The sequence below is a fragment of the Janibacter limosus genome (genome assembly GCF_004295485.1).
In the GTDB taxonomy this organism is placed as follows: domain Bacteria; phylum Actinomycetota; class Actinomycetes; order Actinomycetales; family Dermatophilaceae; genus Janibacter; species Janibacter limosus_A.
Genome location: NZ_CP036164.1, coordinates 667,835 through 691,067 on the forward strand (window position 1 = coordinate 667,835; position 23,233 = coordinate 691,067).

The 23,233-nt window shown below is 70.5% G+C and carries 24 protein-coding genes and 1 riboswitch; of the genes, 15 read left to right on the forward strand and 9 right to left on the reverse strand.

All coding sequences use genetic code 11. The features are described from left to right. Nucleotides 1–31 precede the first annotated feature (31 nt). From EXU32_RS03225 to ahcY, 3 genes are all read left to right on the forward strand, one after another. Nucleotides 32–997 (forward strand): DUF808 domain-containing protein, encoded by a 966-nt coding sequence (locus EXU32_RS03225; protein ID WP_130628604.1) that lies wholly within the window; start codon nt 32–34, stop codon nt 995–997. 7 nt (nt 998–1,004) lie between these two features. Then, complete coding sequence (locus EXU32_RS03230; RefSeq protein ID WP_207233867.1) at nt 1,005–1,529, forward strand: GNAT family N-acetyltransferase; 525 nt, start codon at nt 1,005–1,007, stop codon at nt 1,527–1,529. Nucleotides 1,530–1,711: 182 nt separating this feature from the next. After that, nucleotides 1,712–3,160, forward strand: a complete 1,449-nt coding sequence (ahcY, locus tag EXU32_RS03235; protein ID WP_130628605.1) for an adenosylhomocysteinase — start codon at nt 1,712–1,714, stop codon at nt 3,158–3,160. Nucleotides 3,161–3,301: 141 nt separating this feature from the next. On the opposite strand, the gene EXU32_RS03240 is transcribed toward ahcY, so the two are convergent. Together EXU32_RS03240 and EXU32_RS03245 are read right to left on the reverse strand one after the other, a co-directional pair. Next, complete coding sequence (locus EXU32_RS03240) at nt 3,302–3,631, reverse strand: DMT family transporter (RefSeq protein ID WP_130628606.1); 330 nt, start codon at nt 3,629–3,631, stop codon at nt 3,302–3,304. Further along, a complete protein-coding gene (locus tag EXU32_RS03245) occupies nt 3,631–3,945 on the reverse strand; it encodes a DMT family transporter (RefSeq protein WP_130628607.1) in 315 nt (104 codons plus the stop codon). Before EXU32_RS03245 ends, EXU32_RS03240 begins: the two co-directional genes overlap by 1 nt. Nucleotides 3,946–3,955: 10 nt before the next feature. After that, nucleotides 3,956–4,022: riboswitch (guanidine-III (ykkC-III) riboswitch) on the reverse strand. 87 nt (nt 4,023–4,109) lie between these two features. Here EXU32_RS03245 and mtrA point away from each other — a divergent pair. From mtrA to EXU32_RS03275, 6 genes are all read left to right on the forward strand, one after another. Continuing rightward, complete coding sequence (mtrA, locus tag EXU32_RS03250; RefSeq protein WP_130628608.1) at nt 4,110–4,787, forward strand: MtrAB system response regulator MtrA; 678 nt, start codon at nt 4,110–4,112, stop codon at nt 4,785–4,787. Between the two features lie 2 nt (nt 4,788–4,789). Beyond that, nucleotides 4,790–6,505, forward strand: coding sequence for an MtrAB system histidine kinase MtrB (gene mtrB, locus EXU32_RS03255; protein WP_130628609.1), 1,716 nt, complete (start codon nt 4,790–4,792; stop codon nt 6,503–6,505). Continuing rightward, the gene (locus EXU32_RS03260) at nt 6,502–8,283 is read left to right on the forward strand and encodes a GerMN domain-containing protein (protein WP_130628610.1); all 1,782 of its coding nucleotides are present in this window, start codon (nt 6,502–6,504) and stop codon (nt 8,281–8,283) included. Before mtrB ends, EXU32_RS03260 begins: the two co-directional genes overlap by 4 nt. Before the next feature lie 111 nt (nt 8,284–8,394). After that, nucleotides 8,395–9,138 carry a ComF family protein gene (locus EXU32_RS03265; RefSeq protein WP_130628611.1) on the forward strand — a complete coding sequence of 248 codons (744 nt, stop codon included), beginning with the start codon at nt 8,395–8,397 and terminating at the stop codon, nt 9,136–9,138. Nucleotides 9,139–9,313: 175 nt separating this feature from the next. Further along, complete coding sequence (gene hpf, locus EXU32_RS03270; RefSeq protein ID WP_130628612.1) at nt 9,314–9,982, forward strand: ribosome hibernation-promoting factor, HPF/YfiA family; 669 nt, start codon at nt 9,314–9,316, stop codon at nt 9,980–9,982. Between the two features lie 187 nt (nt 9,983–10,169). Continuing rightward, nucleotides 10,170–11,360: a winged helix-turn-helix domain-containing protein gene (locus EXU32_RS03275; protein WP_242612869.1), complete on the forward strand. Its 1,191-nt coding sequence runs from the start codon at nt 10,170–10,172 to the stop codon at nt 11,358–11,360. On the opposite strand, the gene EXU32_RS03280 is transcribed toward EXU32_RS03275, so the two are convergent. Then, the gene (locus EXU32_RS03280; RefSeq protein ID WP_130628614.1) at nt 11,361–12,518 is read right to left on the reverse strand and encodes a GNAT family N-acetyltransferase; all 1,158 of its coding nucleotides are present in this window, start codon (nt 12,516–12,518) and stop codon (nt 11,361–11,363) included. Nucleotides 12,519–12,633: 115 nt separating this feature from the next. On the opposite strand from EXU32_RS03280, the gene secA reads away from it, so the two are divergent. After that, on the forward strand, nt 12,634–15,423 hold the full coding sequence (secA, locus tag EXU32_RS03285) for a preprotein translocase subunit SecA (RefSeq protein WP_130628615.1): 2,790 nt from the start codon (nt 12,634–12,636) through the stop codon (nt 15,421–15,423). Nucleotides 15,424–15,484: 61 nt separating this feature from the next. Here secA and EXU32_RS03290 read toward each other — a convergent pair whose 3' ends face one another. After that, nucleotides 15,485–16,012, reverse strand: coding sequence for an Rv3235 family protein (locus EXU32_RS03290; protein ID WP_130628616.1), 528 nt, complete (start codon nt 16,010–16,012; stop codon nt 15,485–15,487). Continuing rightward, nucleotides 16,009–16,863 (reverse strand): LysM peptidoglycan-binding domain-containing protein, encoded by an 855-nt coding sequence (locus tag EXU32_RS17310; protein WP_207233868.1) that lies wholly within the window; start codon nt 16,861–16,863, stop codon nt 16,009–16,011. The genes EXU32_RS03290 and EXU32_RS17310 overlap by 4 nt, the downstream gene beginning before the upstream one ends. Nucleotides 16,864–17,012: 149 nt before the next feature. Here EXU32_RS17310 and EXU32_RS03300 point away from each other — a divergent pair, with 149 nt between their 5' ends. Then, complete coding sequence (locus tag EXU32_RS03300; protein ID WP_130628617.1) at nt 17,013–17,552, forward strand: hypothetical protein; 540 nt, start codon at nt 17,013–17,015, stop codon at nt 17,550–17,552. 16 nt (nt 17,553–17,568) lie between these two features. Here the strand turns inward: EXU32_RS03300 and EXU32_RS03305 are convergent, their stop codons facing one another. Then, nucleotides 17,569–17,784, reverse strand: coding sequence for a helix-turn-helix domain-containing protein (locus EXU32_RS03305; protein WP_055993531.1), 216 nt, complete (start codon nt 17,782–17,784; stop codon nt 17,569–17,571). A gap of 129 nt (nt 17,785–17,913) precedes the next feature. On the opposite strand from EXU32_RS03305, the gene EXU32_RS03310 reads away from it, so the two are divergent. The 4 genes from EXU32_RS03310 to EXU32_RS03325 all read left to right on the forward strand — a co-directional run bounded on the left by EXU32_RS03310 (nt 17,914) and on the right by EXU32_RS03325 (nt 21,787). Next, nucleotides 17,914–18,588, forward strand: a complete 675-nt coding sequence (locus tag EXU32_RS03310; RefSeq protein ID WP_130628618.1) for an SAF domain-containing protein — start codon at nt 17,914–17,916, stop codon at nt 18,586–18,588. Further along, nucleotides 18,588–19,901 carry an AAA family ATPase gene (locus tag EXU32_RS03315; RefSeq protein WP_130628619.1) on the forward strand — a complete coding sequence of 438 codons (1,314 nt, stop codon included), beginning with the start codon at nt 18,588–18,590 and terminating at the stop codon, nt 19,899–19,901. The genes EXU32_RS03310 and EXU32_RS03315 overlap by 1 nt, the downstream gene beginning before the upstream one ends. 63 nt (nt 19,902–19,964) lie before the next feature. After that, nucleotides 19,965–21,392 carry a WS/DGAT/MGAT family O-acyltransferase gene (locus EXU32_RS03320; protein ID WP_130628620.1) on the forward strand — a complete coding sequence of 476 codons (1,428 nt, stop codon included), beginning with the start codon at nt 19,965–19,967 and terminating at the stop codon, nt 21,390–21,392. Beyond that, nucleotides 21,389–21,787 (forward strand): DUF6912 family protein, encoded by a 399-nt coding sequence (locus EXU32_RS03325; protein WP_130628621.1) that lies wholly within the window; start codon nt 21,389–21,391, stop codon nt 21,785–21,787. Before EXU32_RS03320 ends, EXU32_RS03325 begins: the two co-directional genes overlap by 4 nt. A gap of 13 nt (nt 21,788–21,800) precedes the next feature. Here EXU32_RS03325 and EXU32_RS03330 read toward each other — a convergent pair whose 3' ends face one another. Genes EXU32_RS03330 through EXU32_RS03340 form a run of 3 tightly spaced genes read right to left on the reverse strand, consistent with a single transcriptional unit; the run spans nt 21,801 to nt 23,128 of the window. After that, on the reverse strand, nt 21,801–22,286 hold the full coding sequence (locus EXU32_RS03330; protein WP_130628622.1) for a DUF2505 domain-containing protein: 486 nt from the start codon (nt 22,284–22,286) through the stop codon (nt 21,801–21,803). 24 nt (nt 22,287–22,310) lie between these two features. After that, complete coding sequence (locus EXU32_RS17110; RefSeq protein WP_165399561.1) at nt 22,311–22,832, reverse strand: WXG100 family type VII secretion target; 522 nt, start codon at nt 22,830–22,832, stop codon at nt 22,311–22,313. Continuing rightward, nucleotides 22,829–23,128 carry a hypothetical protein gene (locus tag EXU32_RS03340; RefSeq protein ID WP_130628623.1) on the reverse strand — a complete coding sequence of 100 codons (300 nt, stop codon included), beginning with the start codon at nt 23,126–23,128 and terminating at the stop codon, nt 22,829–22,831. Before EXU32_RS03340 ends, EXU32_RS17110 begins: the two co-directional genes overlap by 4 nt. Nucleotides 23,129–23,233: the final 105 nt, after the last annotated feature.

Here is a 23,233-nt window from a genome sequence, read left to right on the forward strand (position 1 = left end):
TGATCACCCACGTGACGACCGGATCCCTGCGATGAGCGGCGGACTCTTCGCGCTCCTCGACGACATCTCTGTCCTGGCAAGGGCAGCGGCTGCATCGATCGACGACGTGGCAGCCGCGTCCGGTCGGGCCAGCGTCAAGGCGGCCGGTGTGGTCGTCGATGACACTGCGGTCACACCGCGCTACGTGGAGGGGATCGACCCCAAGCGCGAGCTGCCGATCATCAAGCGCATCACCCTCGGCTCGCTGCGCAACAAGCTGGTCTTCATCGTCCCGGCGATCCTGCTGCTCAACGCCTTCCTGCCGTGGCTGCTCTCACCACTCCTGATGCTGGGTGGCACCTACCTGTGCTTCGAGGGCGCCGAGAAGATCTGGGAGAAGCTCTCCGGCCACGGCGCGGACGCGGAGCTCGAAGCCGCCGAGAAGGACGAGGACGAGATCGTCAAGGGGGCAGTCACCACCGACTTCATCCTCTCGGCCGAGATCATGGTCATCTCGCTCAAGGCTGTGCTCGACGAGGGTCTCAACGACTCCTTCTGGTACCTGTTGGCCATCATGGTGGTCGTCGCCGTCCTCATCACCTTCGCCGTCTACGGCACCGTGGGACTCATTGTGAAGATGGACGACATCGGGCTCGCGCTGTCCAAGCGGGAGTCGGGCCTGTCGCAGAGGGTCGGCCGCGCGCTCGTCGCCGGCATGCCCAAGCTGCTCACCGTCCTGTCCGTCGTCGGGATCGCCGCGATGCTGTGGGTGGGTGGGCACATCATCCTCGTCGGTCTCGAGGAGACTGGGTGGCTACCGCAGCCCTACGAGTTCGTCCACCGCCTCGAGGTGGTCGTCCACGACGCGACCGGCCCCCTCGGCGGGATCCTCGGCTGGCTGACCAACACCGTCGCCTCCGCGGTCCTCGGCGCCATCGTCGGCGCGGTCGTCGTCGCGATCATGCACGTCCTGCCCTTCGGCAAGAAGGCCGAAGGGGAGAGCGCCGCCGCGCACTGAGACCGACGTGGACCTGCGCATCACCCCGCTCCGTGTCGAGGACGCGGGGACGATCGCGGTGCTGCAGAACAGCTTGTGGCGACTCACCTATGCGGGGCTGCTGCCGCCGGACGTTCTGGCGGCGCGGGATGACGAGACCAACATCGGGGTCTGGCGTGACCGGGCGGCTGCCCACGAGAGCGCTGGAGTCTCGCCCGAGGGAGCGCGTACCCTCGTGGCGCATGACGAGCGCGGTACGGCCATCGGATGGGCGACGACCGGGCCACCGAGGGACGCGGACCCGCCGACGGCCACCGAGCTGTGGTCCCTCTACGTGGCTCCCGAGCACCACGGGTGCGGGGTGGCCCGACGACTGCTGGCCGCGGTCCTCCCTTCGTCCGCCCCCGCGCACCTGTGGGTGGTGAGGGGCAATGATCGGGCCATCACCTTCTATCGCACGGCGGGTTTTGCGCCCGACGGACTGGTCAAGCGCGACGACCGGGTCGGCGCGGACGAGCTGCGGATGGTGAGGCACGGCGCCGGGCACGACTGATGGATTCGAAGAAGGATCGCGACTGCGAGGTCGCGCTCCTTCTTCGAACCGCCTCGTTGCCGCCCTGGAGGGCTGCGCCGGCCCGAGCGCCTAGACTGGTCGCAGCCGGCGTGGGTGATGACCCGCGAGAGCCCAGAAGGGTCGCGCCGGGTCCGAACCCCACCTGTCACAGGAGTTTTCACGTGTCCTTCGACTACAAGGTCGCCGACCTGGGCCTCGCCGAGGCCGGCCGTCACCAGATCCGTCTGGCCGAGCACGAGATGCCCGGCCTGATGAGCATCCGCAACGAGTTCGCGGAGTCGCAGCCGCTCAAGGGCGCCAAGATCGCCGGCTCGCTGCACATGACCGTGCAGACCGCGGTCCTCATCGAGACCCTCACTGCCCTCGGCGCCGAGGTGCGCTGGGCCAGCTGCAACATCTACTCGACGCAGGACGAGGCCGCCGCGGCGATCGTCGTCGGCGCCGGCACCCCCGAGGACCCGCAGGGCGTCCCGGTCTTCGCCTGGAAGGGCGAGACGCTCGAGGAGTACTGGGACTGCACCGAGCAGATCCTCACCTGGGCCGACGACGCCGCGCCCAACATGATCCTCGACGACGGTGGCGACGCGACCATGCTCGTCCACAAGGGCAAGGAGTGGGAGGCCGCCGGCCAGGTGCCGCCCACGACCGAGGAGGACTCCGAGGAGTTCACCGTCTTCAAGGCTCTGGTGCGTCGCACCCTCGAGACCGACCCGCAGAAGTGGACCAAGGTCGCCGCCACCATCAAGGGCGTCACCGAGGAGACCACCACGGGTGTTCACCGCCTGTACCAGCTGGCCGAGGCCGGCGAGCTGCTCTTCCCCGCGATCAACGTCAACGACGCGGTCACCAAGTCCAAGTTCGACAACAAGTACGGCACCCGTCACTCCGTCCTCGACGGCCTCAACCGCGCCACCGACGTCCTCGTCGGTGGCAAGGTCGCGGTCGTTGCCGGGTACGGCGACGTGGGCAAGGGCGTCTCCGCGGCACTCGCGGGCCAGGGCGCTCGCGTCGTCGTCACCGAGGTCGACCCGATCTGCGCGCTGCAGGCGGCGATGGACGGCTTCCAGGTCACCACGATGGAGCAGGCCGCCACCTACGGCGACATCTTCGTCACCACCACCGGCTGCTACGACGTCATCACCGCCGACCACATGGCGGCGATGAAGAACAAGGCGATCGTCTCCAACATCGGCCACTTCGACAACGAGATCGACATGGCCGGTCTCGGCCGCACCGAGGGCATCACCAAGACCGAGATCAAGCCGCAGGTCCACGAGTGGACCTACCCCGACGGCCGCTCGATCATCGTGCTCTCCGAGGGGCGCCTGATGAACCTCGGCAACGCCACGGGTCACCCGAGCTTCGTCATGAGCAACTCCTTCGCCAACCAGACGATCGCCCAGATCGAGCTCTTCGGCAAGGCAGAGGAGTACGTCGACAGCGACGGCAACCCGTCCGTCACGGTGCTGCCCAAGCACCTCGACGAGAAGGTCGCCCGCCTGCACCTCGACGCCCTCGGCGTCGAGCTGACCGAGCTGACCAAGGCCCAGGCCGAGTACCTCGGCGTCGACGTCGCCGGCCCGTACAAGCCGGAGCACTACCGGTACTGAGCCGCCTCGACCTCGGCCCCGTGGGCACCTGCCCGCGGGGCCGGTTTCGGGCCTCTGCGCGCACCTTGTCCGCATCTCCTTAAGGTCGTGCGCACCTTGTCCGCATCTCCTTAAGGTCGTGCGCTCGTGGGGCGCATCTCCCTAAGGTCGTGCGCGGCTGGGGACGAGCTTCAGTCCGACGACGGCCGCGACGATCCCCGCGATGAGCAGGGCCTTGGCGGGGGAGAAGGCCTCCTCGCCGGTGGCCATGGCCCAGATGACGGTGAGGGCGGCACCGACCCCGGTCCAGATGGCATAGCCCGTACCGATGGGGATGGAACGGACGGCGATGCCCAGGCCGGCCATGCTGATGGCCAGGGCGACGAGGAAGACGACGGTCGGCAGGGGTTTGCTGAAGCCCTCCGAGTGGCCCAGCGCAGTGGCCCAGACGGCCTCGAAGACGGCGCTCACGAGCAGGATGATCCACGGCATCAGGCCACGACCTTCAGGCCCGCGACGCAGGCGACGAGCAGGGTGATGAGGGCCAGCCGGGCGGGCGAGGCGAGCTCGTCCCCCTTCGCCATGGACCACAGGACGGTGAGCGTCGCGCCGATGCCGACCCAGACCGCATAGGCGGTACCCGTCGGGATGCTGGCCATCGCCCACGCGAGGCCGAGCATGCTGGCGACGAGCGAGACGAGGAAGAGCACGGAGGGAACGGGGCGGGTGAACCCGCGGGAGGCGGACAGGGCGCTGGCCCAGACGGCCTCGAGCATCCCCGAGACGATGAGCACGATCCAGGACATGGGACTCCTTGCCGAGTCCGTCTTGTCGCTGTGCGGGTACGGCTCCCTCGTCCGCAGGCCCGATCGCCGGACCTGCCGTCCACGCTACGGCGCCGGCTCCTCACTGTCACCTGCGGCCTGTGTGATGATGGGCCGACCGCAGCACCCGTGGGAGAGGGAAGACCGTGAAGGGACGTGTCCTCGTCGTCGATGACGACCAGGCTCTGGCCGAGATGCTCGGGATCGTCCTGCGCAAGGAGGGGCTCGACGTCGCGCACGTCGCCGACGGCGCCCGGGCGATCGACGCCTTCCACGAGGCCCGCCCCGACCTCGTGCTCCTCGACGTGATGCTCCCCGGCATGGACGGCATCGAGATCTGCCGCCGGCTGCGGCAGGAGTCCGGTGTGCCGATCGTCATGCTGACGGCGCGTACCGACACCGTCGACGTCGTCGTGGGCCTCGAGTCGGGCGCCGACGACTACATCGTCAAGCCCTTCAAGCCGCAGGAGCTCATCGCCCGTCTGCGAGCCCGGCTGCGTCGCGGTGACGAGCCCGAGCCCGAGCGCCTGACGATCGGGGACCTGACCATCGACGTGGCCGGTCACTCGGTCAAGCGCGGCGAGCAGTCCCTCGCCCTCACGCCGCTCGAGTTCGACCTCCTCGTGGCGCTCGCCCGCAAGCCGTGGCAGGTCTTCAGCCGTGAGGTGCTCCTCGAGCAGGTGTGGGGCTACCGGCACGCCGGTGACACACGACTGGTCAACGTCCACGTCCAGCGGTTGCGCAGCAAGATCGAGCACGACCCCGAGAACCCCCAGATCGTCGTCACCGTCCGGGGTGTCGGGTACAAGGCAGGGCCGTCCTGACGATGACCTCGGGCCCCCTCACGGAGGAGACCGAGGCCCCGGACGCGTCCAGCCCCGAGGTCGAGGCAGGCGCCGCGCCGCGCGGTGACGGTTTCGTCGTGCGTCAGGTCAAGGCACTCGTCGACCTCTGGCGTCGCTCGCTGCGCTTCCGAGTCGTCACCAGCACGCTGATCCTCGGTCTCGTGGTCGTCTCGATCATCAGCCTGACGATGTACCGGTCGATCGCCGACGGCCTGGTTGACAACCGGATCAAGCTCGCCCAGACCGAGTCCCGCAAGCTCACGGACGACGCGCAGGCCGGGTTCAACGGCTACACCGGCACCCCTGAGCTGCCGGTCTTCGCGAGCAACCTCGTCAACCGCACCCTCAAGGCGCCGGCGGGGGACGAGAGCCGCTACGTCATCTTCACCCGCAGCATCGACAACAGCTCTGACGTTCGGATCCCGTCGGAGGAGTCCGACGACGTGAGCCTCGAGTCCGTCCCGGCCTCCCTGCGCCAGGCGGTCTCGGCAGACCCCAGTCGTCAGCAGACGATGGTCATCGACCTCGATCGACCGACCCCCGATGCCGTCGGGTCCGCCTTCCCGGGGCAGTCGGCCAGCTCCGAGACCATCCCAGCGGTCGTCGTCGGGTCGCAGGTCGAGGTGCCGAGCGCCGACAAGTACGACATCTACTTCATCTACCCGATGGACCAGGAGGAAGCGACCCTCGGCACGATCTCGAGGTCCTTCATCCTCGGTGCGCTCTTCCTCATCGCCCTCGTCTCGGCGATCGCCTACATCGTGACGAGCATGATCGTCACCCCGGTGCGACGTGCCGCGGCGGCCGCCGAGCGTCTCTCCGCCGGCCACCTCAACGAGCGGATGTCGGCGCGCGGCCACGACGACCTCGCCCTCCTCGGGCAGTCCTTCAACGAGATGGCCGACAACCTGCAGACGCAGATCCGTCAGCTCGAGGGCCTCTCCCGGGTCCAGCAGCGCTTCGTCTCGGACGTCTCGCACGAGCTGCGGACACCGCTCACGACGATCCGCATGGCCGCCGACCTGCTCCACTCCTCGCGGGACGAGATGGATCCCATCTCGGGACGCTCCGCAGAGCTGCTCCACGACGAGCTCGACCGCTTCGAGGAGCTGCTGGCCGACCTGCTCGAGATCAGCCGCTACGACGCGGGCGCGGCGGTGCTCGAGCAGGACCCTGTCGACCTCTTCGCGATCATCGACCGGGTGGTGGCGTCCACGACGTCGATCGCCGACGCGCGCGGCAGCGAGGTCACCGTGCACCGTGCACCGGGGCAGACGGCCATCGCCGAGGTCGATGCCCGCCGCATCGAGCGGGTCCTGCGCAACCTCGTCGTCAACGCCATCGAGCACGGCGAAGGGCGGCCCGTCAACGTCTGGGTGGGCTCCGACGACGAGGCCGCTGCCGTCCTGGTGGAGGACCACGGCGTGGGGCTCAAGGCAGGAGAGGCCTCGCTGGTCTTCAACCGCTTCTGGCGGGCCGATCCCGCCCGGACCCGCACCACCGGCGGATCCGGCCTGGGGCTGGCGATCGCGCTCGAGGACGCACGGCTGCACCACGGCTGGCTGCAGGCCTGGGGCGAGCCCGGGGCCGGGTCGCGCTTCCGGCTGACCGTTCCCAAGGTCGCCGGTGGACCACTCGCGGGTTCCCCCCTTCCGCTCACGCCACGTGAGGGAGACCTCCCGGGAGCGAGCGCATGACCCGCCGACCGGGGATGACGCGCCGCGGTGTGCTGGGCCTGGCCGCGGTGGGGGCGCTCGCCGGGTGCGGCTTGAGCGCGGACCCGACCGTCCGTCCCGGTCTGAAGGTCGACGGCGAGCCGCCCGTGCCGCTCAACCGCATCCCCAACAAGCCCGACGTGGGAGCCACGCCCGAGCAGATCATCATCGGGTTCCTCCACGCGGGCGCCACGAGCGGGGAGCGGCTCGACGTCACGCGCTCCTATCTGACGGACACCCTCGCCCGCGGCTGGATCCCGGACAGCAAGACCGTCATCTACGGCGGGGGAGAGCCGCCCGTCCGCGCCGTGAAGGGCCAGAAGGACACCTACCGGCTGAGGGTCCACGTCCAGGCCACGATCGACACCGAGGGCCGCTACTCGGTGGCCCCGCCCAACCTGTGGGAAACCTTCGACTTCTCCGTGATGACGGTGGGGGGCGAGTGGCGCATCAGCGAGCTCGACAGCGGCTTCGGGCGGATCCTGCAGGCGCAGGAGGTCGGCTTCATCTTCCGCGACTACCCGGTGCACTACCCGGCCATCGGGTGGAACACCCTCGTCGTCGACCAACGCTGGTTCCCCCAGGACCAGCTGGCGACCCGGCTGGTCCGAGCCCAGCTGGGCCGGGTACCCGACTACCTCGAGGATGCCGTGTCCACGGACGTGGGCGCCCGGCTCGTCGTCGACGCGGTCCCGGTCCGGGACGGCGTCGCGCGCGTCGACCTCGACAGCGACTCGGTCTCCGAGGACGCGACCACTCGCAAGCAGCTGGCCGCCCAGATGGTCGCGACCCTGATGTCGCTACCTGCCGTCACCGAGGTCGTGATCACCCTCTCGGGCAACAAGATGGACCTCGGGGTCAAGGACGCGCTCACCACGCCCGAACAGCTCGGTTTCGTCGACCGGACGCAGACCAGCACCCCCATCGTCATGGCGCGGAGCGGCACCAAGCTGGTGCGGGTGGGTGACCGACTCGGGTCGGTCTCACGACAGCACATGACCTCGGCAGCCTCGGCATTCAAGCCGATCCCCGCCTCGTCACGACGTCTGGCCCTCCGCCTTGACGGCAAGGAGGTCGCGGCGGTCTCGCGCTCGGGCCGGGACCTCGTGAGGTACCGCGAGGACGGGGACCACATCGACGTCCCGACCTTCGCCGCAGGGATGTCCGACCCCTGCTACGACTACGGAGGGGTGCTGTGGGTCGGCGGGTCCGGCCTCGGGCGCGAGAGCGGCAACCGGTTGTGGGCCATCAACGCGACGGTCGACGCGACCGACGTCAAGGCCGCTGCCCCGCGGCACGTCCCCACCCCGTGGCTCGGCTCGCGACTCGTCCAGGCAGCGGTCGTCTCGCCCGAGGGCAGCCGGATCGCGGTCATCTCCGAGGAGGTCCCCGGCGCAGGCAGCACCCTGGAGGTCACCGGGGTGGTGCGGCGAGCCAACGGCCTGCCGATCAAGACCTCGCCGAAGACCTTCCGGCTCGGAGCATCGCTCGTCCAGATGATCGACGCGGTGTGGGTCGGTCCCACGACCCTGGCGGTCATCGGACGACGCGACAAGCAAGCGGTGCTGCAGCCCTATCTCGTGCACGTGGGAGGGCAGGTCGAGCCGATGACCGAGCGGCCCGGAGCCGTCGACATCACCACCACGGGCGATGACAAGGATGTCGTCCTCACGACCGAGGGAGACCGGGTCTTCCAGCGCTCGGGAGGCCGTTGGCAGGAGCTGAAGGCACTCACGGGAGCGGTCGCGGCAGGAGTGTGACCCGGGCGGGCGACCCCGCAGGTGATCCACAGGGGCGATCTGGTCGGACGACGCGTCCACCGCCCCGATGGGTCGGTGGCCGGGTGCCGCGCGACGGTCGAGACTTCGATCGTGGGTGGCGCGAGGGTCGGGGAGACGCTGCGGGCAGCGCTGGACCTCGTGCTGCCCCTCGCCTGCGCGGGGTGCGGCCGACCCGGTGAGGGGGTCTGTGCGTCCTGCCGCCGGGAGCTGGCTGGTCTCGCCCTGCAGGAGCTCGGTCCGCTGGCTCCGAGCCCGGTGCCGCGGGACTGGCCCGGGTGCACGGGGACCCTGCGCTACGAAGGGGTGTCCGCCCGCCTGATGAAGGCCTTCAAGGACGGTGGGCGGCGCGACCTGGCCGACCTGCTCGCGCGGCTGCTCTCGGACGCCGTGGCCCGTGCCGTGGCAGCGGTCCCACCCCACGTCGACCACCGCCCGGTCGTGCTCGTCCCGATCCCGTCCGCGCCGGCAACCACCCGGCGACGCGGTGACCGCCCGACCGCCATCCTCGTGCGGCGTGCGGCCCGACTCGTCGGGTCGGACGTGGTCATGGCTCCGGTCCTCTCGATGGCGCGAGGGACGGCGGACCAGGCGGGCCTCGACCGGGCAGCCCGGCAGGACAACCTGGCGACGGCGATGCGCGTGGTGTCACCGGAGGCCGTGCACGGGCGGGACTGCGTGCTCGTCGACGACGTCCTCACCTCGGGGGCGACCCTCGCCGAGGGCCACCGAGCACTCCTGGCCGCCGACGCCCGGACGGTGCGCATGGCCGTCTGCATGGTCACCCCACGAAGGTTGCCAGCGCTCGCCCTACCTTTATCCAGCCCCCCGGACTAACGTGTCGTCATGGGTCCCTCGTACGGCCGGACTAACCGGAGCGGCGCAGGGGCCTTCCGCGTCCGCGGGCGGCAGCCCGCGACGATCGCACACCCCGGATGGGTGGTGGTGCCAGGAGCAGGACGCCCTCGCCAGGCGTGACAACTCGCAACACCGACGTCCCCAGGAGGACTCCGTGGAAATTGCCATCACCGGACGCAACGTCAATGTCTCCGATCGACTGCGCGAGTACCTCGACACCAAGCTGTCGAAGGTCCCGCAACTCGATCCTCGCGTCCAGCGGATCGAGGTCATGGTGAGTCACGAGCCCAACCCACGCAGGGCCAAGACGAGTGAGCGGGTCGAGATCACCTGCCGCTCCAAGGGCCCTGTCATCCGCGCCGAGGCCGGCCACGACGACCGTCAGGCGGCCGTCGACCTCGCCGTCGACAAGCTCCTCGAGAGACTGCGCCGGGCCCACGACAAGCGCAACGTCCTGCGCGGTCGCCGCCGCACCTCCGTCGCCGAGGCAACCGCCGCGCTGACCGAGCCGCTCGCGGGCGACCAGCCCACCGAGGACTTCGCGGACGAGCCAGACCCCTTCGGCACGATCGGCGACAGTCCGATCGAGGTCCGCGAGAAGATCCACGAGTCGGTGCCGATGCCTCTCGCCGAGGCCGTGCGACGCATGGAGCTCGTCGGGCACGACTTCTTCCTCTTCCACGACTCCGACAACGGCCGCCCGAGCGTCGTCTACCGCCGACGCGGATGGTCCTACGGCGTCATCCACCTCGACGTGCAGGACCACGACGAGGCCTCGCCGGTCAACGGCACGCCCGTCGAGGAGCCGGTCTCTGTCCGCTGACGATCCCATGGCTCAGTGGTCCGGGCGAGGGCTCGGACGGCTCTGACGACGAAGCCCGGCTCGGGCGACTGCCACCTCGCGTGCGGTCGTCCGGCCGGGCTTGGCCCATGAGTCCTGCCGCCCCGACCTTCGCCCTGGGCTCGCGGCCGGATCGAGGATGTCGGTGGGGTACGGCAGTCTTGACGACGTGCGCACTCTGACTCCGGCTGCCGCCCGTCGCATCGCCATCGCTGCCCAGGGCTTGGCGCGGCCCAGACCGCAGCACACCCCGACGACCCGGGACCTGCAGCGAGTGGTCGAGACCGTCGGGTTGGTGCAGATCGACAGCGTCAACGTCGTGGCCCGCAGCCAGTACCTGCCCTTCTTCTCCCGGCTGGGTCCCTATGACAGCACGCTCCTGGACCGGATGCGCGATCGCGCACCGCGGCGGCTCGTGGAGTACTGGGCCCACGAGGCGAGCTTGATGCCGCCGAGCACCTGGCCGCTCATGGAGCACCCGCGGATGCGACGGGCCCTCGACGGCTCCTGGGGTGGGATGCAGCGCGTCGCGCGAGAGCACCCCGAGGTGGTCGCCGCAGTGCTGGAGGAGGTCAGGTCCGGTCGTCCGCGCACCACCCGCGAGCTGGAGGCCGCCCTCGGGCACCGACGTGACGGGGAGCGAGAGCACTGGGGTTGGAACTGGTCGCTCGCCAAGCACGCCCTCGAGCACCTCTTCTGGGCGGGCCAGATCTCCTCCGCCGGGCGCACCACGCAGTTCGAGCGTCGTTACGCGGCACTCGAGCGCGTCGTCCCGCCGGCACATGCACAGGTGTGGCTCGACCCCACGGCCAGGCACTCCGAGCCCGATGCCTACGTCGAGCTGATCCGCATCTCGGCCCGCGCCATGGGAGTGGCGACCGAGGCCGACCTCGCGGACTACTTCCGCCTCGAGCGTCGGCAGGTCCGGCCGGCCATCGACACCCTCGTGGAGGTCGGGGAGCTCGAGCCCGTGGCCGTCACGGGATGGCCGCAGCCGGCGTGGCTGCACGTCGACGCCCGCCGGCCACGGGCCGTGCACGGCAGGGCGCTGCTGTCTCCCTTCGACAGCATGGTGTGGTGCCGCCCGCGGGTGGAGCGGCTCTTCGGCTTCCACTACCGGCTCGAGATCTACACACCTGCCGCCAAGCGAGTACACGGGTACTACGTGCTGCCCTTCCTCCTGGGCGACGAGCTCGTCGGGCGGGTGGACCTCAAGGCCGACCGGGCCGTCGGCGCACTCCTCGCTCGCCGGATCACCTGGGAACCCGGCCGTGGGGGAGCGGACGACAGGCGGGAGCTGAGCGAGGAGCTGGCCCAGATGGCCCGCTGGCTGGGCCTTACCGACGTCGTCGGTGGCTGATCAGGTCAGCCGCTCCCAGTGGATCGACGCTCCGACGCCACCGTCAGGAGCATCGGCCGCCTCCTCACGACCCCACACGGTGAAGCCGGCCTCCTGGAGGACCCGGTTGCTCGCCTCGTTGTCGGCAGCGGTCTCGGCGAGGAGCCGCCGCAGCCCACGACCGCCCTCGGCCACCGGCAGCAGGGCGTGGTCGGCCGCCAGTCGAGCGGCCTGTCGGGCCAGGCCACGACCCCGCGCGGTGGGCCGGATCGCATAGCCGAGCTCCGCGGTGCCGCCCACGACCAGGTGCGCGTCGTGCACGAAGAGGAGCACCTCGCCGAGGGCTTCGTCGGTGGCCGCGTCGGCGATGCACCAGTTGATGCCCCTGCCCAGCGACATCCCCTCCCGTCGCCGCAGCAGCCAGTCGTCGAAGGTCTGCGGTGTGGGGACCGCCCGTGCCGGCACGAAGTGTGCTGGGTGGTCGTGGGGCTCTGCCATCGCGGAGTCGTCGTCACGGATCGGCCGCAGCCGCAGCCCGTCGCCCTCGATGACGGGCGGCTCGGACCACGGCTGGCGCGGCGTCATGGGGTGCTCGGGCAGCAGCGAGGCCACCCAGGCGTCGCTGGACCCGAGCGCCCGGTGGGGCACCCGACCCGGCAGGCTCCCGTGGTGCGTGAACCCGCAGGCGTGCGCCACCCGCCAGGAGGCGAAGTTGCCGCGCGCTGCCCACCAGTAGAGGCTCGGCGCACCGTGGTCGAAGGCCCACCCGGCCGCCATCCGGAGCGCACCGGACATGGCACCTCGCCCGCGTGCACCCGGGTGCAGGACGAAGCCGGTCTCCCAGGCGCCTCCCTTCGCCCCCGGCCGCAGGTCGATGATCCCGGCGAAGGGGAGGCCGGGCTCGCCGTCGTGGGGGAGCAGCTCGATCGCCCAGTGCTTGGTCCCGCCGAGCTCGCTCCACCCGCGCCGGTGGAGGTCGAGGAAGGCGCGCGCCTGCTCGAGGCCGTAGGGCTGCGGGACCGTGGTCCAGCGGACAGTGGCCGGGTCGTTGCTCTGCTCGACGACGAAGGGGAGGTCCGTCTCGGTCATCGCCCGCAGCCTCACCGCCCCCTGCGTGAGGTCCGGTACCACCTCGGGGAACCCGCCGACGGGAACCGGGAGGAGGGCGCGCTCGTTCATGCCAGTCAGGGTGCCCCGTCGTCCGCGGGGCCCGCAAACGATTAGCCTGTGGGCAGACTGTTTCGGGCAGCGGTGCTCTGCCGTGCCCGGACAAACCACGTCAGGAGTTCATTTCGTGAAGATCGTCGAGCGCATCCTCCGCGCTGGAGAGGGCCGCACCGTCAAGCGGCTCGAAGGCATCGCCGCCCAGGTCAACGCCATCGAGGAGGACTTCGAGAAGCTCACCGATGCCGAGCTGCGTGCCGAGACAGATGTCTTCCGCAAGCGGCTGGGTAACGGCGAGACGCTCGACGACATCCTCCCGGAGGCCTTCGCCGCCGTGCGCGAGGCGAGTCGTCGCACGATCGGCAAGCGGCACTTCGACGTGCAGCTGATGGGTGGGGCGGCCCTGCACCAGGGCAATGTCGCCGAGATGAAGACCGGTGAGGGCAAGACCCTGGTCGCGACGCTCCCTTCGTACCTCAATGCCATCGAGGGCAAGGGCGTCCACGTCGTCACGGTCAACGACTACCTCGCCGAGTACCAGGCCGAGCTCATGGGTCGCGTCCACCGCGCCCTCGGCCTCGAGACCGGCGTCATCCTGTCGTCGATGAACCCCGAGCAGCGGCGCGTCGAGTACCTCAAGGACATCACCTACGGGACCAACAACGAGTTCGGCTTCGACTACCTGCGCGACAACATGGCGTGGAACACCGACGAGCTCGTCCAGCGTGGTCACAACTTCGCGATCGTCGACGAGGTCGACTCGATCCTCATCGACGAGGCACGCACGCCGCTCATCATCTCCGGCCCGGCCGACCAGCCGACCAAGTGGTACACCGAGTTCGCCAAGATGGTCCGCAAGCTGGAGAAGGGCCACGGCGCCGATCTCATGAAGGGGATCGAGGCCGAGGGCGACTACGAGGTCGACGAGAAGAAGCGCACGGTCGGCATCCTCGAGCCGGGTATCGAGAAGATCGAGGACCTCCTCGGCATCGACAACCTCTACGAGAGCGTCAACACCCCGCTCATCGGGTACCTCAACAACGCGATCAAGGCGAAGGAGCTCTTCACCCGCGACAAGGACTACGTCGTCATGGACGGCGAGGTCCTCATCGTCGACGAGCACACCGGACGCATGCTCGCCGGTCGTCGCTACAACGAGGGCATGCACCAAGCGATCGAGGCCAAGGAGGGTGTGGAGATCAAGAACGAGAACCAGACCCTCGCGACGATCACCCTGCAGAACTACTTCCGCATGTACGAGACCCTGTCGGGCATGACCGGTACCGCCCAGACAGAGGCGGGCGAGCTCAACTCGATCTACGACCTCGGGGTCGTCCCGATCCGCACCAACCGCCCGATGATCCGTCAGGACCAGGCCGACCTCGTCTACCGCACGGAGGCAGCGAAGTTCAACGCGGTGGTCGACGACATCGCCGAGCGGCACGCTGCCGGTCAGCCGGTCCTCGTCGGCACGACGAGCGTGGAGAAGAGCGAGTACCTCTCGCACGAGCTGTCCAAGCGCAAGATCAAGCACGAGGTCCTCAACGCCAAGCACCACGAGCGCGAGGCGAGCATCGTCGCCGACGCCGGCCGCAAGGGCGCCGTCACCGTGGCGACCAACATGGCTGGTCGAGGCACCGACATCATGCTCGGTGGCAACCCTGAGTTCCGTGCCGTCGCCGAGCTGCGAGCCCGTGGTCTGGACCCCGAGGAGACGCCGGAGGAGTACGAGGCTGCGTGGGACGACGCGCTCGCCGAGGCGGAGAAGGCCGTCGAGGCCGAGCACGAGGAGGTCACCGAGCTCGGTGGTCTGTACGTGCTGGGCACCGAGCGGCACGAGTCGCGTCGCATCGACAACCAGCTGCGCGGCCGCTCCGGTCGACAGGGTGACCCGGGCGAGTCCCGCTTCTACCTCTCGCTCGAGGACAGCCTGATGCGGCTCTTCAACGCCGCCTTCGTCGACCGGGTCATGACCACGGCCAAGATCGACGACGAGACGCCGATCGCCGGCAAGATGCTCACCCGGTCCATCGAGGGCGCGCAGAGCCAGCTCGAGGGCCAGAACTACGAGACCCGAAAGAACGTCCTCAAGTACGACGACGTCCTCAACCGGCAGCGCACGGTGGTCTACGACGAGCGTCGCCGGGTGCTCAAGGGAGAGGACCTCGAGGAGCAGATCCGTCTCTTCATGACGGACGTCGTGGGCGGTTATGTCGACGCTGAGACGACCAACGGGTTCTCCGAGGACTGGGACCTGGATCGGCTCTTCACCGCGCTGAAGGCGATCTACCCCGCGTCGTTCACCCCGCAGGAGCTGATCGAGGGGGCCGGGGGGCTCGCCAGCCTGTCGGCTGCCGGCCTGCGGGAGGAGATCGTCACCGACATCCACGAGGCCTACGACCGTCGCGAGCAGGAGCTCACCGAGCCGGTGGCCCGCGAGCTCGAGCGTCGGGTCGTCCTGTCGGTCCTGGACCGCAAGTGGCGCGAGCACCTCTACGAGATGGACTACCTCAAGGAGGGCATCGGTCTGCGGGCGATGGCCCAGCGGGACCCGCTCGTGGAGTACCAGCGTGAGGGCTTCCAGCTCTTCGAGGCGATGAACGAGGCGATCAAGGAGGAGTCGGTCGGCTACCTCTTCAACTCCGAGGTCCAGGTCCCGACCCTGCCCGAGTCGACCACCCAGCCCAAGAGCGTCGACGCACTCCTCGGCGGCGAGACGGAGGGCGCCGAGAGCGCTCGACCCCAGGTCATGGCCAAGGGGCTCGAGGACGGGTCGCGGCAACGCCAGCTGCACTACTCGGCACCGTCCGAGGACGGCGGTGTCGACGAGCGCGACGACGGCGGCTCCACCGACAGCGGCTCGCGCTCGGAGCGTCGCGCCGCGGCGAAGAAGGTCAAGAAGGCCAAGAAGAGCCGCTGATCGAGACGGCTCGTGTCGGCCCGGGTCCCCGTGAGGGGGCCCGGGCCGACGAATGTCGGGGTCAGCCGACCTGGAGCGCGTCGACGACCCAACGACGGTCACGGCCGACCAGGCGCAGGGCGAGTGCCCGCACCCGTCCACCGTCGACCAGCACCACGGAGGCCTCGGCGACGTGGGGGGAGAGCTCGCACAGGTGCACGCGGATCACCCGGGTGCGGTGCGCCGAGTCACGCGTGGTCCGGCGCCGCCCCGCACGCGAGCCACGCCGGGCGACGACCGCGTAGACCTCGGGGCTGGTCCAGCGCATGACCTGGCTGGGCGGGCGGACGCCGTGCATGACCTCGACGAGGCCTTGGGCGATGTGTGCCGCCCAGTCGCGGGCATCGGGCAGCTCGGCTGCCAGGCTCGTCTGCGGACCGAAGACCTGCTGGTCGGTCGCTGCCGCGAAGTCGACGGCCAGAGCGTCCTGCACGTAGGGAGTCGCGGCCCGAGCCCGCTCCTCGCGACCCTGTGCGTGGGTCGGGAGCGGGACGCCCTCCGGGCAGTGACGTGGTGCCGGGAGTACCCGCAGTGGTGGCGTGGCGGTCATCGTGTCCCCTTCGTGGCCGAGGTCGCCCCCGGGTCGTGGTGGTGATCGGGCGGACTCAGGCGAGTCCCGGGCAGCAGGAGGTGAGGGTCGGGGCCGATGCGATCGGCGTTGGCCTCGTGCCACCGGGGCCAGGCCTGCGCGATCTCCGCGGCGGTGGCATCCGGGCCGAGGTGGGCGGCGGTGATCGACCACAGGCTGTCGCCACGTCGGACGACGACCTCGTCGCCCGAGTCCGCTCGGTGGTGGCCGGTCAGGAGGCTCGGGTCGGTGCGGTGCCTGGGCCCGGGGCGTCGAGGAGTCCACCCGGGTGCGGCCGGTGTCGTGGTCGGCGCACTCGACTCGGTCGTGGCGCTCCAGCCCGGCGAGGTGCCCGGGGTGGGCGCGGGGCGGGAGGTGCGTGGTGTGGGTGCGGTGAGCGGGGTCGGTGCGTGGGCGCTCTCCGGCGCCGACGGCAGCCACCCGGGTGCCAGCGCATCGATCCGGACCTGCGAAGGGCGGACGGCGGCCACTGCGGTGCCGGGCAGGACCGAGGCGGTCACCGAGGCGCCGATGACGACGGCTGCCCATCGTCGGACGATGGCCGGCGTCACCCGGTCGCGCAGGTGGAGTGCCCAGCGTCCGATGCCTCCTGGCACCTGCGCCAGCAGTGACAGGAGCAGGGCGAGCGTCAGCCACCCGACGATGAGCGTGGCGCCAAGGGCGGCCACGCCGACGACGGCCGCGGCGGGGTCGCCGCCGGTGGCGAGGCCGTCGAGCGCCATCCGGTGGGCGCCGACGGCGAGGACCAGGGTGAGCAGGACTCCGCAGAGGGTGGCGACGAAGGCCCAGATGCTCCTCTGCAGGTGTCGCATGTCCATCCCTTCGGTGGTCCGATGTATCGATCAATATATTTTGATGCTGTTTGTGTGTGTTTGATGTGGTTCATAGCAAATCACGTGATCTGGATGGTGGCAACAGGTGATGTCGGGCGCATGTGGAGGGGACGGCCTACATTGGGCGGGTGCGCTGGGACCGACTCTTCGACGACCTCGAGGCGCAGCTGGCTGCCCAGACCCGTCTGGAGCTCGACGCCGAGGTGGCCGAGCGCACCAGGACCGAGCGGTCGAAGGTCACTCTGGGGGAGCGGATCTCGGGTGCGGTGGGCGCCCACCTGGTCATCCGACTGCGGGGTGGGTCGGTGGCGCGCGGTCGGCTCGACGACTGCGGCGACGGGTGGCTGCTGCTGGTCGAGGACGGTGGTCGTCAGCAGCTGGTGTCCGTCGCTGCGGTGCTTGGTGCCTCAGGGCTGGGCCGCCCCCGGGACGACACCCGAGCGCGACGCTTCGGCATCGGGTCGGCGGTGCGGGGCATCAGCCGTGACCGACGGGCCGTCGCGGTCATCGATGTCGACGGCGGAACGGTGCACGGCACGATCGACGGTGTGGGAGCGGATGCCTTCGACATCACCGAGCACCCGCTGGACAGCCCGCGCAGGGCGGCCAACGTGCGCGGCGAGCGGGTCGTCCCCTTCGCCGCGGTCGCCCTCATCAGCTCGTCCTGATGGGTGCGCCCGCGGGTCACTCCTCGGGGCCACCACGCTGGACGAACTCGCGCGTCTGGGCGTACATCCGCTCGATGTAGGCGTCCAGCTGGTCGACCTCGACCCGCCACTGGCCGCGCCCGCCGACCTTGATGGCGGGCAGCTCGCCGCTGCGCACGAGCGCATAGGTCTGTGCAGCCGAGACGCCGAGGACCTCGGAGACCTCTGTGAGCGGGACGAATCTGCGGGCCATGCCCCCAAGTCTGCCATCGGGCCGGGTGAGCCACGCGCATCGACCGCACCCCTGTGGATGATCGCCGAGCACTGTCGGCCGCATCGGTGCATGATGCTCGTGACCCGATCTCGACTCCGAAGGAGCGCCGTGAGCTCGCTGCCCACGCCGACCGCACGGCGACTGACCAAACCGTCGTGGAAGGACACCCGCCTGCTGATCGGCATCCTGCTGGTCCTCCTGTCCGTGGTCATCGGGGCCCTGGCCTTCCGCGCGGCCGACGACCGGGTGGGGGTGTGGGCAGCCAACGCACCGCTCACGCCCGGCGAGTCGATCGACGAGAGCGACCTGAAGAGGGTCGATGTCCAGCTGGGTGACGGGTCGGCCACGTACCTCCGCTCGGACCAGGAGCTCCCCGAGGGCGCGGTCGTCGACCGCGAGCTGCGAGCGGGTGAGCTGCTGCCGCGCTCAGCGGTCGTCAGCCCCCTCGAGCTCGACGTGCAACGGGTCCCGGTGCGCGTCGACCCGGTCTCGTTGAGCAACCTCACCAAGGGCTCACGAGTGACCGTGCTGGCGCCCCCTGCGCCTGCGCCGTCCGCTGAGCGACGGCGGTCGGACGAGCGCCCGACCTACGAGGTCGTCGCCCGCCGGGTCACCGTCTATGCGCTGCCCAAGTCCTCGGGCGGGGTCATGGGGACCGGGTCAGGGTCTGCCGCGATCCTCGTCGTCCCCAAGGACCTCGTGGCCGAGCTGCTGTCGTTGGACGACAAGGACCATCCGATCAAGCTCGTCATCGAGGCCGGGAGCCCGGAGAAGAAGGACTGATGTCCGTCACCGTGCTCACTGCCCTCTCCCACGCGTGGGAGGGGCGCATGGTCGAGATCGTCGACCGGCTCCCGGGGATCGCCGTCGGACGCCGCTGCGTCGACCTCGCTGACCTGCTCGCTGCTGCCGCCGCCGGCCACGGCGACGTGGCCCTGGTCTCCGCCGACCTTCGGGGGCTGGATCGGGACGCACTGGCGCACCTGGGCGCGCACGGGGTCGCCGTCGTCGGCGCGAGCCCCGACGGGGACGAGGAGCAGGAGCGCCGGCTGCGCCAGCTCGGTGTCCAGCGGCACGTCCACCTCGCCACCCCCGGCGAGGACCTCGTGGAGAGTCTGACCGTGCACGCTGCTGCAGGCGTCGCCGTCGCCTCGGGACCGCAGCAGACGTGGCCCGGCCAGGACCCGCCGACAGCCCCCGTGGCGCTCGTCACCGACTCCACCCCGCCACCCGTGGCTCCGGCCGAGGCGGTGCGCGGACGGGTCATCGCGGTCTGGGGACCGACCGGCGCACCCGGGCGCAGCACCGTCGCGGTCAACCTGGCGAGTGAGCTCGCGGCCGCCGGCGCACCGACGGTCCTCATCGACCTCGACACCTACGGCGCAGCGGTCGCCCAGCTGCTGAGCGTCCTCGACGAGGCGCCGGGTCTGGCCTCGGCCGCGCGCGCGTCCGAGCTGGGGACCCTCGACCTGATGGGGCTGGCCCGGCTCGCCGTCGAGGTCTCGCCCCGCTTCCGTGTCCTGACGGGCATCCCGACACCCAACCGGTGGCCGGAGATCCGTCCGGCGGCCGTGGAGCAGATCATCGACCTGTCCCGCTCGCTCGGCGCCTTCGTCGTCCTCGACCTCGGCTTCGCCATCGAGGACGACGAGGAGCTCAGCTACGACACCGCTGCGCCGCGGCGCAATGCCGCGACGCTCTCCGGTCTCGCCGAGGCGGACGACCTGCTCCTCGTGGGTTCGGCCGACCCCGTGGGGCTGCAGCGGATGGTGCGGGCCGTGCAGGGGGTCGGGCAGGTGGCCTCCCCGACGCCGCGACCGGTGGTCAACCGGCTGCGCGCCTCGTCGGTGGGCGCCGACCCGAGGCGTCGCGTCGAGGAGTCGCTGGCCCGCTTCGCCGGGGTGGAGGGCATCACCTTCCTCCCCGAGGACCGTGCCGCGACCGACGCTGCTCTGCTGGCCGGCATGACGCTGGCCGAGTGCGACCCCGACAGCGAGCTGCGCCGGGCCATCGCGCAGCTCGCGGGGACCTTCAGCGGGGTCGTCGCCCCAGCCCGACGAGCATCGGGTCGTGTCCTGCGGAGACGTCGACCGTGATCGCGGCACCGGTCACATGACCAAGGGGGTGCCCGTCACCCCCGCCCGTGCCACCATGTCCTCGTGGTCAACAAACTCAGTGCCCTGGACGCGGCCTTCCTCTACCTCGAGGAGGCGACGCTCCCGATGCACGTGGGCTCGGTCATGGTCTTCGAGCCTCCGGCAGACGGATTCGACTACGACCGCTTCGTGGCCGTCGTCGGCGATCGCATCGCCGGTCACGGCCGGTACCGGCAGCGCATCCGTCAGGTCCCGGGACGACTCGACACCCCTGTGTGGGTCGACGACCAGCACTTCGACCTCACGTACCACGTGCGCCGGGCCGCCCTTCCGTCGCCGGGGACGCGTGGCGATCTCGAGGAGTTCGTCGCGCGGATCATGGCCCGCCGTCTGGACCAGGCCCGGCCCCTCTGGGAGGCCTACTTCGTCGAGGGTCTCGAGGGCGGTCGGTTCGCCGTCGTCACCAAGGCGCACCAGGCGATGGTGGACGGCATCCATGCAGTGGACCTCGCGCACCTGCTCGTCGACCCGGATGCCGTCCCCGTCGACGACGCCACCTCCGTGCGGCGCAAGGAGCCCTCTGACCTGCGCCTGGTGGCCGACGCCCTGCTCGGCTCCGTCCTGAACCCCGCACGGCTCGTCTCGAGCGTCAGCCACGGGCTCAAGGACGTGTCGGCCACCGGTCGTCGGGCCACCGAGACCGCCGGCAGGGTCGTCTCGACCCTGGCCAAGGTGGGCACCCGACCGGCCCCCAGCTCGCCGCTCAACACGCCCGTGGGCGCCGCCCGCCGCTACGTCATGGTCGACACCGACCTCGACGACTACCGCAAGATCCGCAGTCGACTCACCCGGGGCAAGTATGTCGAGGCCGTCACCGTCAACGACGTCATCCTCGCCACGCTGACCGGCGCCCTTCGTGCCTGGATGCAGACGCGCGGCCTCCCGGTGACCGGGACCTCGGCGCTGCGGGTGATGGTCCCCGTCAGCATCGTGGACGGCTCGGGCGATCCGCTGACCGACGCAGCGATGACGGCGTGCTACGTCGACCTGCCCATCGGGGAGAACAACCCCTCGATGCGCTTGCACCAGATCTCCTTCGCGATGCGCCAGCAGATCGAGTCTGCTTCTGCCGAAGGGGTCGGGGCCACCTCGCTGGCGTCGATCGGTGGGTTTGCGCCGCCGACGCTGCACACCCTGGGCGCCCGGCTGGGCAGCGCCATGACGCGACGGCTCTTCAACCTGGTCATCACCAATGTCCCGGGTCCGCAGCAGGCACTGCACGTCGAGGGGTGCCGACTCGTCGAGACCTATCCCGTCATGCCCCTCGGTCGCGGTCAGGGTCTGGCGATCGGGCTGACGTCCTACGACGGCCGGGTCTACTACGGACTCAACGGCGACCGCGACTCGATGAGTGACCTGGACCTGCTCGCGCAGGCCATCGAAGATGCCCTGTCCGACCTGAAGTCGGCCCAGCGATCGAGGGGTGCGTGAGCGTGCGGGCCTACCTGCCCCTGCTGCTGCCCGAGCTCACCGGTGTGGTGGAGCAGGGTCGCTTGCCGCAGCGTCATGGCTGTGCGGTCACCGCGGCGCTTCGCTCGTGGGATGCCACCGCAGACGAGGAGGACCTCGAGTTCGAGGCCATGTGCCAGGCCCTCGACGCCGCTCGCGCGCTGGGTGCCGGCCGACGTGTGGTCGCCTCCGCGGACGTGGCCGAGACGGCGGGTACGTCACCCGATGCCAGTCTCGACTCGCTGCTCGACGTGCCGCTTCGCGACGTGGTGTGCTTCCACGTCGAGGAGGAGGAAGGCGCGGTCGGAGCCGGGTATGACGATCTCCTCTGGTACGACGTGACCGAGCTGTCGCAGCTGGCCCGCGCCACCGACTGACCCGTGTCGGGACTCAGGTCAGCCGAGCGCCGAGCTGGCTGACCTCGTGGTCGATCGAGTCGTCGATCGCTGGTCTGGCAGCCTCCTCGATCTTCTTGCCGAAGAGCGGGATCGAGCACGACAGGTCGGCGTCGATCACCAAGGTCGACCCCGAGGCGGTGGGGGAGAGGGCGATCGTCCCGACGAGCTTGAGCGGGACCCCCGTGACGGTGAGTGCGAGGTCGGCGTGACGTGACCCGTCGCTCCTCGCCGGACCCCAGGTCTGCTGCTCGATGATCGACAGGGTGTCGCCGACCATGGAGACGACCGGTCCAGGCATGCCCGCAGTCGGCAGGTGGCGCTCGGAGCGCACCACGGTGCTGCCGGCGCGGTCGGTGACCGTCGCGGTCGCGCGCGGCGTCTGTGCCTCGACCTTGGCCTGCTGGTACTCCTGCGTCGAGACGACGGCGAAGGCGTCCTCGACGCCGGCCGGCAGGGGGGCGCTGCGCGTGATCTTCATGGGCACACGCTAGCGCTCGTGCGCCTACCGACGCAGCGCCGCGCTCGTCTCGCCGAGCAGTCGAGTGGCCTGCTCGCACTCGGCGGTGAGCTGGGCGCGCAGCCGGCCCACGGCGGAGGCGAGCAGGTGCAGCCGACCCTGGAGTGCCTGGCGGGCCCGGTCTCCGTCGGCCTCCGCGCCGTGGTCGGCCACACCGGTGATGCCCCAGGCGCGCAGCAGCCGGCCGTCCTGCACCTCGAAGCCTGCGGCGCCCGCCTGCTCCTCGATCGCGCGGAGGTCGGCCGTGCAGCCCGCGAGGTCGGTGGCGGCGCGCTGCAGGGACCCTCCGCACGCGTCCAGGGCGGTCGCGACCGTCTCCACCGAGGCCACGACGGCGGCGCTGCGACGGCGAGTCGTCGTGGCCGTCGGTCCGGTCCATCCCGGCGAGGCGTGCTCGAGTGCCGACGCCAGACGCTCGGCATCCGTGCGCAGCTGAAGGGCGGCTCGGCGCACGGTCGCGGCGAGGGCGCTGAGCGAGGCCGGGTCGCCCATCCCGGGATGGCTCATCGCAGCGGCCTGACCCGTGGGGCGTGGACGCTCTCCTCGGCCCGGGTCGTCCCGGTCGCGAGCGGTCCCAGGGCGGCCAGGCCGAGAGCGATCTCCCGGCTGCTGGCGCCGATCTCACGCAGCGTGTCGATGGCAGCGTCGATGGTTCCATCGACGGCCGACTGCGCCGTGTGGTCGCCGACGGTGACCATGTGGTCGAGCAGGTGCTCCCCGACGGCGGCGGCGTGCTCGGCCACGGCGGACATGGCGGCACCCAGCTCGTCGAGGTCCTCGGGCCGAGGATGCGAAGGGGGCATGGTGCGACTCAGCCTAACGAGGATGGTTCGCGGTCCACCTGAGTCGTCCACAGCGGTGGTCGTCCGCGAGGTGGTGACGTGATGCAGATCATGACCGCTACCCTC

Bases quoted from the DNA above. Each gene is read 5' to 3' on its own strand.
- EXU32_RS03225 (WP_130628604.1), top strand. From the start codon at position 32: ATGAGCGGCGGACTCTTCGCGCTCCTCGACGACATCTCTGTCCTGGCA.
- EXU32_RS03240 (WP_130628606.1), bottom strand. From the start codon at position 3,631: ATGCCGTGGATCATCCTGCTCGTGAGCGCCGTCTTCGAGGCCGTCTGG.
- EXU32_RS03245 (WP_130628607.1), bottom strand. From the start codon at position 3,945: ATGTCCTGGATCGTGCTCATCGTCTCGGGGATGCTCGAGGCCGTCTGG.
- mtrB (WP_130628609.1), top strand. From the start codon at position 4,790: ATGACCTCGGGCCCCCTCACGGAGGAGACCGAGGCCCCGGACGCGTCC.
- EXU32_RS03260 (WP_130628610.1), top strand. From the start codon at position 6,502: ATGACCCGCCGACCGGGGATGACGCGCCGCGGTGTGCTGGGCCTGGCC.
- EXU32_RS03280 (WP_130628614.1), bottom strand. From the start codon at position 12,518: ATGAACGAGCGCGCCCTCCTCCCGGTTCCCGTCGGCGGGTTCCCCGAG.
- EXU32_RS03290 (WP_130628616.1), bottom strand. From the start codon at position 16,012: ATGACCGCCACGCCACCACTGCGGGTACTCCCGGCACCACGTCACTGC.
- EXU32_RS17310 (WP_207233868.1), bottom strand. From the start codon at position 16,863: ATGCGACACCTGCAGAGGAGCATCTGGGCCTTCGTCGCCACCCTCTGC.
- EXU32_RS03305 (WP_055993531.1), bottom strand. From the start codon at position 17,784: ATGGCCCGCAGATTCGTCCCGCTCACAGAGGTCTCCGAGGTCCTCGGC.
- EXU32_RS03315 (WP_130628619.1), top strand. From the start codon at position 18,588: ATGTCCGTCACCGTGCTCACTGCCCTCTCCCACGCGTGGGAGGGGCGC.
- EXU32_RS03330 (WP_130628622.1), bottom strand. From the start codon at position 22,286: ATGAAGATCACGCGCAGCGCCCCCCTGCCGGCCGGCGTCGAGGACGCC.
- EXU32_RS17110 (WP_165399561.1), bottom strand. From the start codon at position 22,832: ATGAGCCATCCCGGGATGGGCGACCCGGCCTCGCTCAGCGCCCTCGCC.
- EXU32_RS03340 (WP_130628623.1), bottom strand. From the start codon at position 23,128: ATGCCCCCTTCGCATCCTCGGCCCGAGGACCTCGACGAGCTGGGTGCC.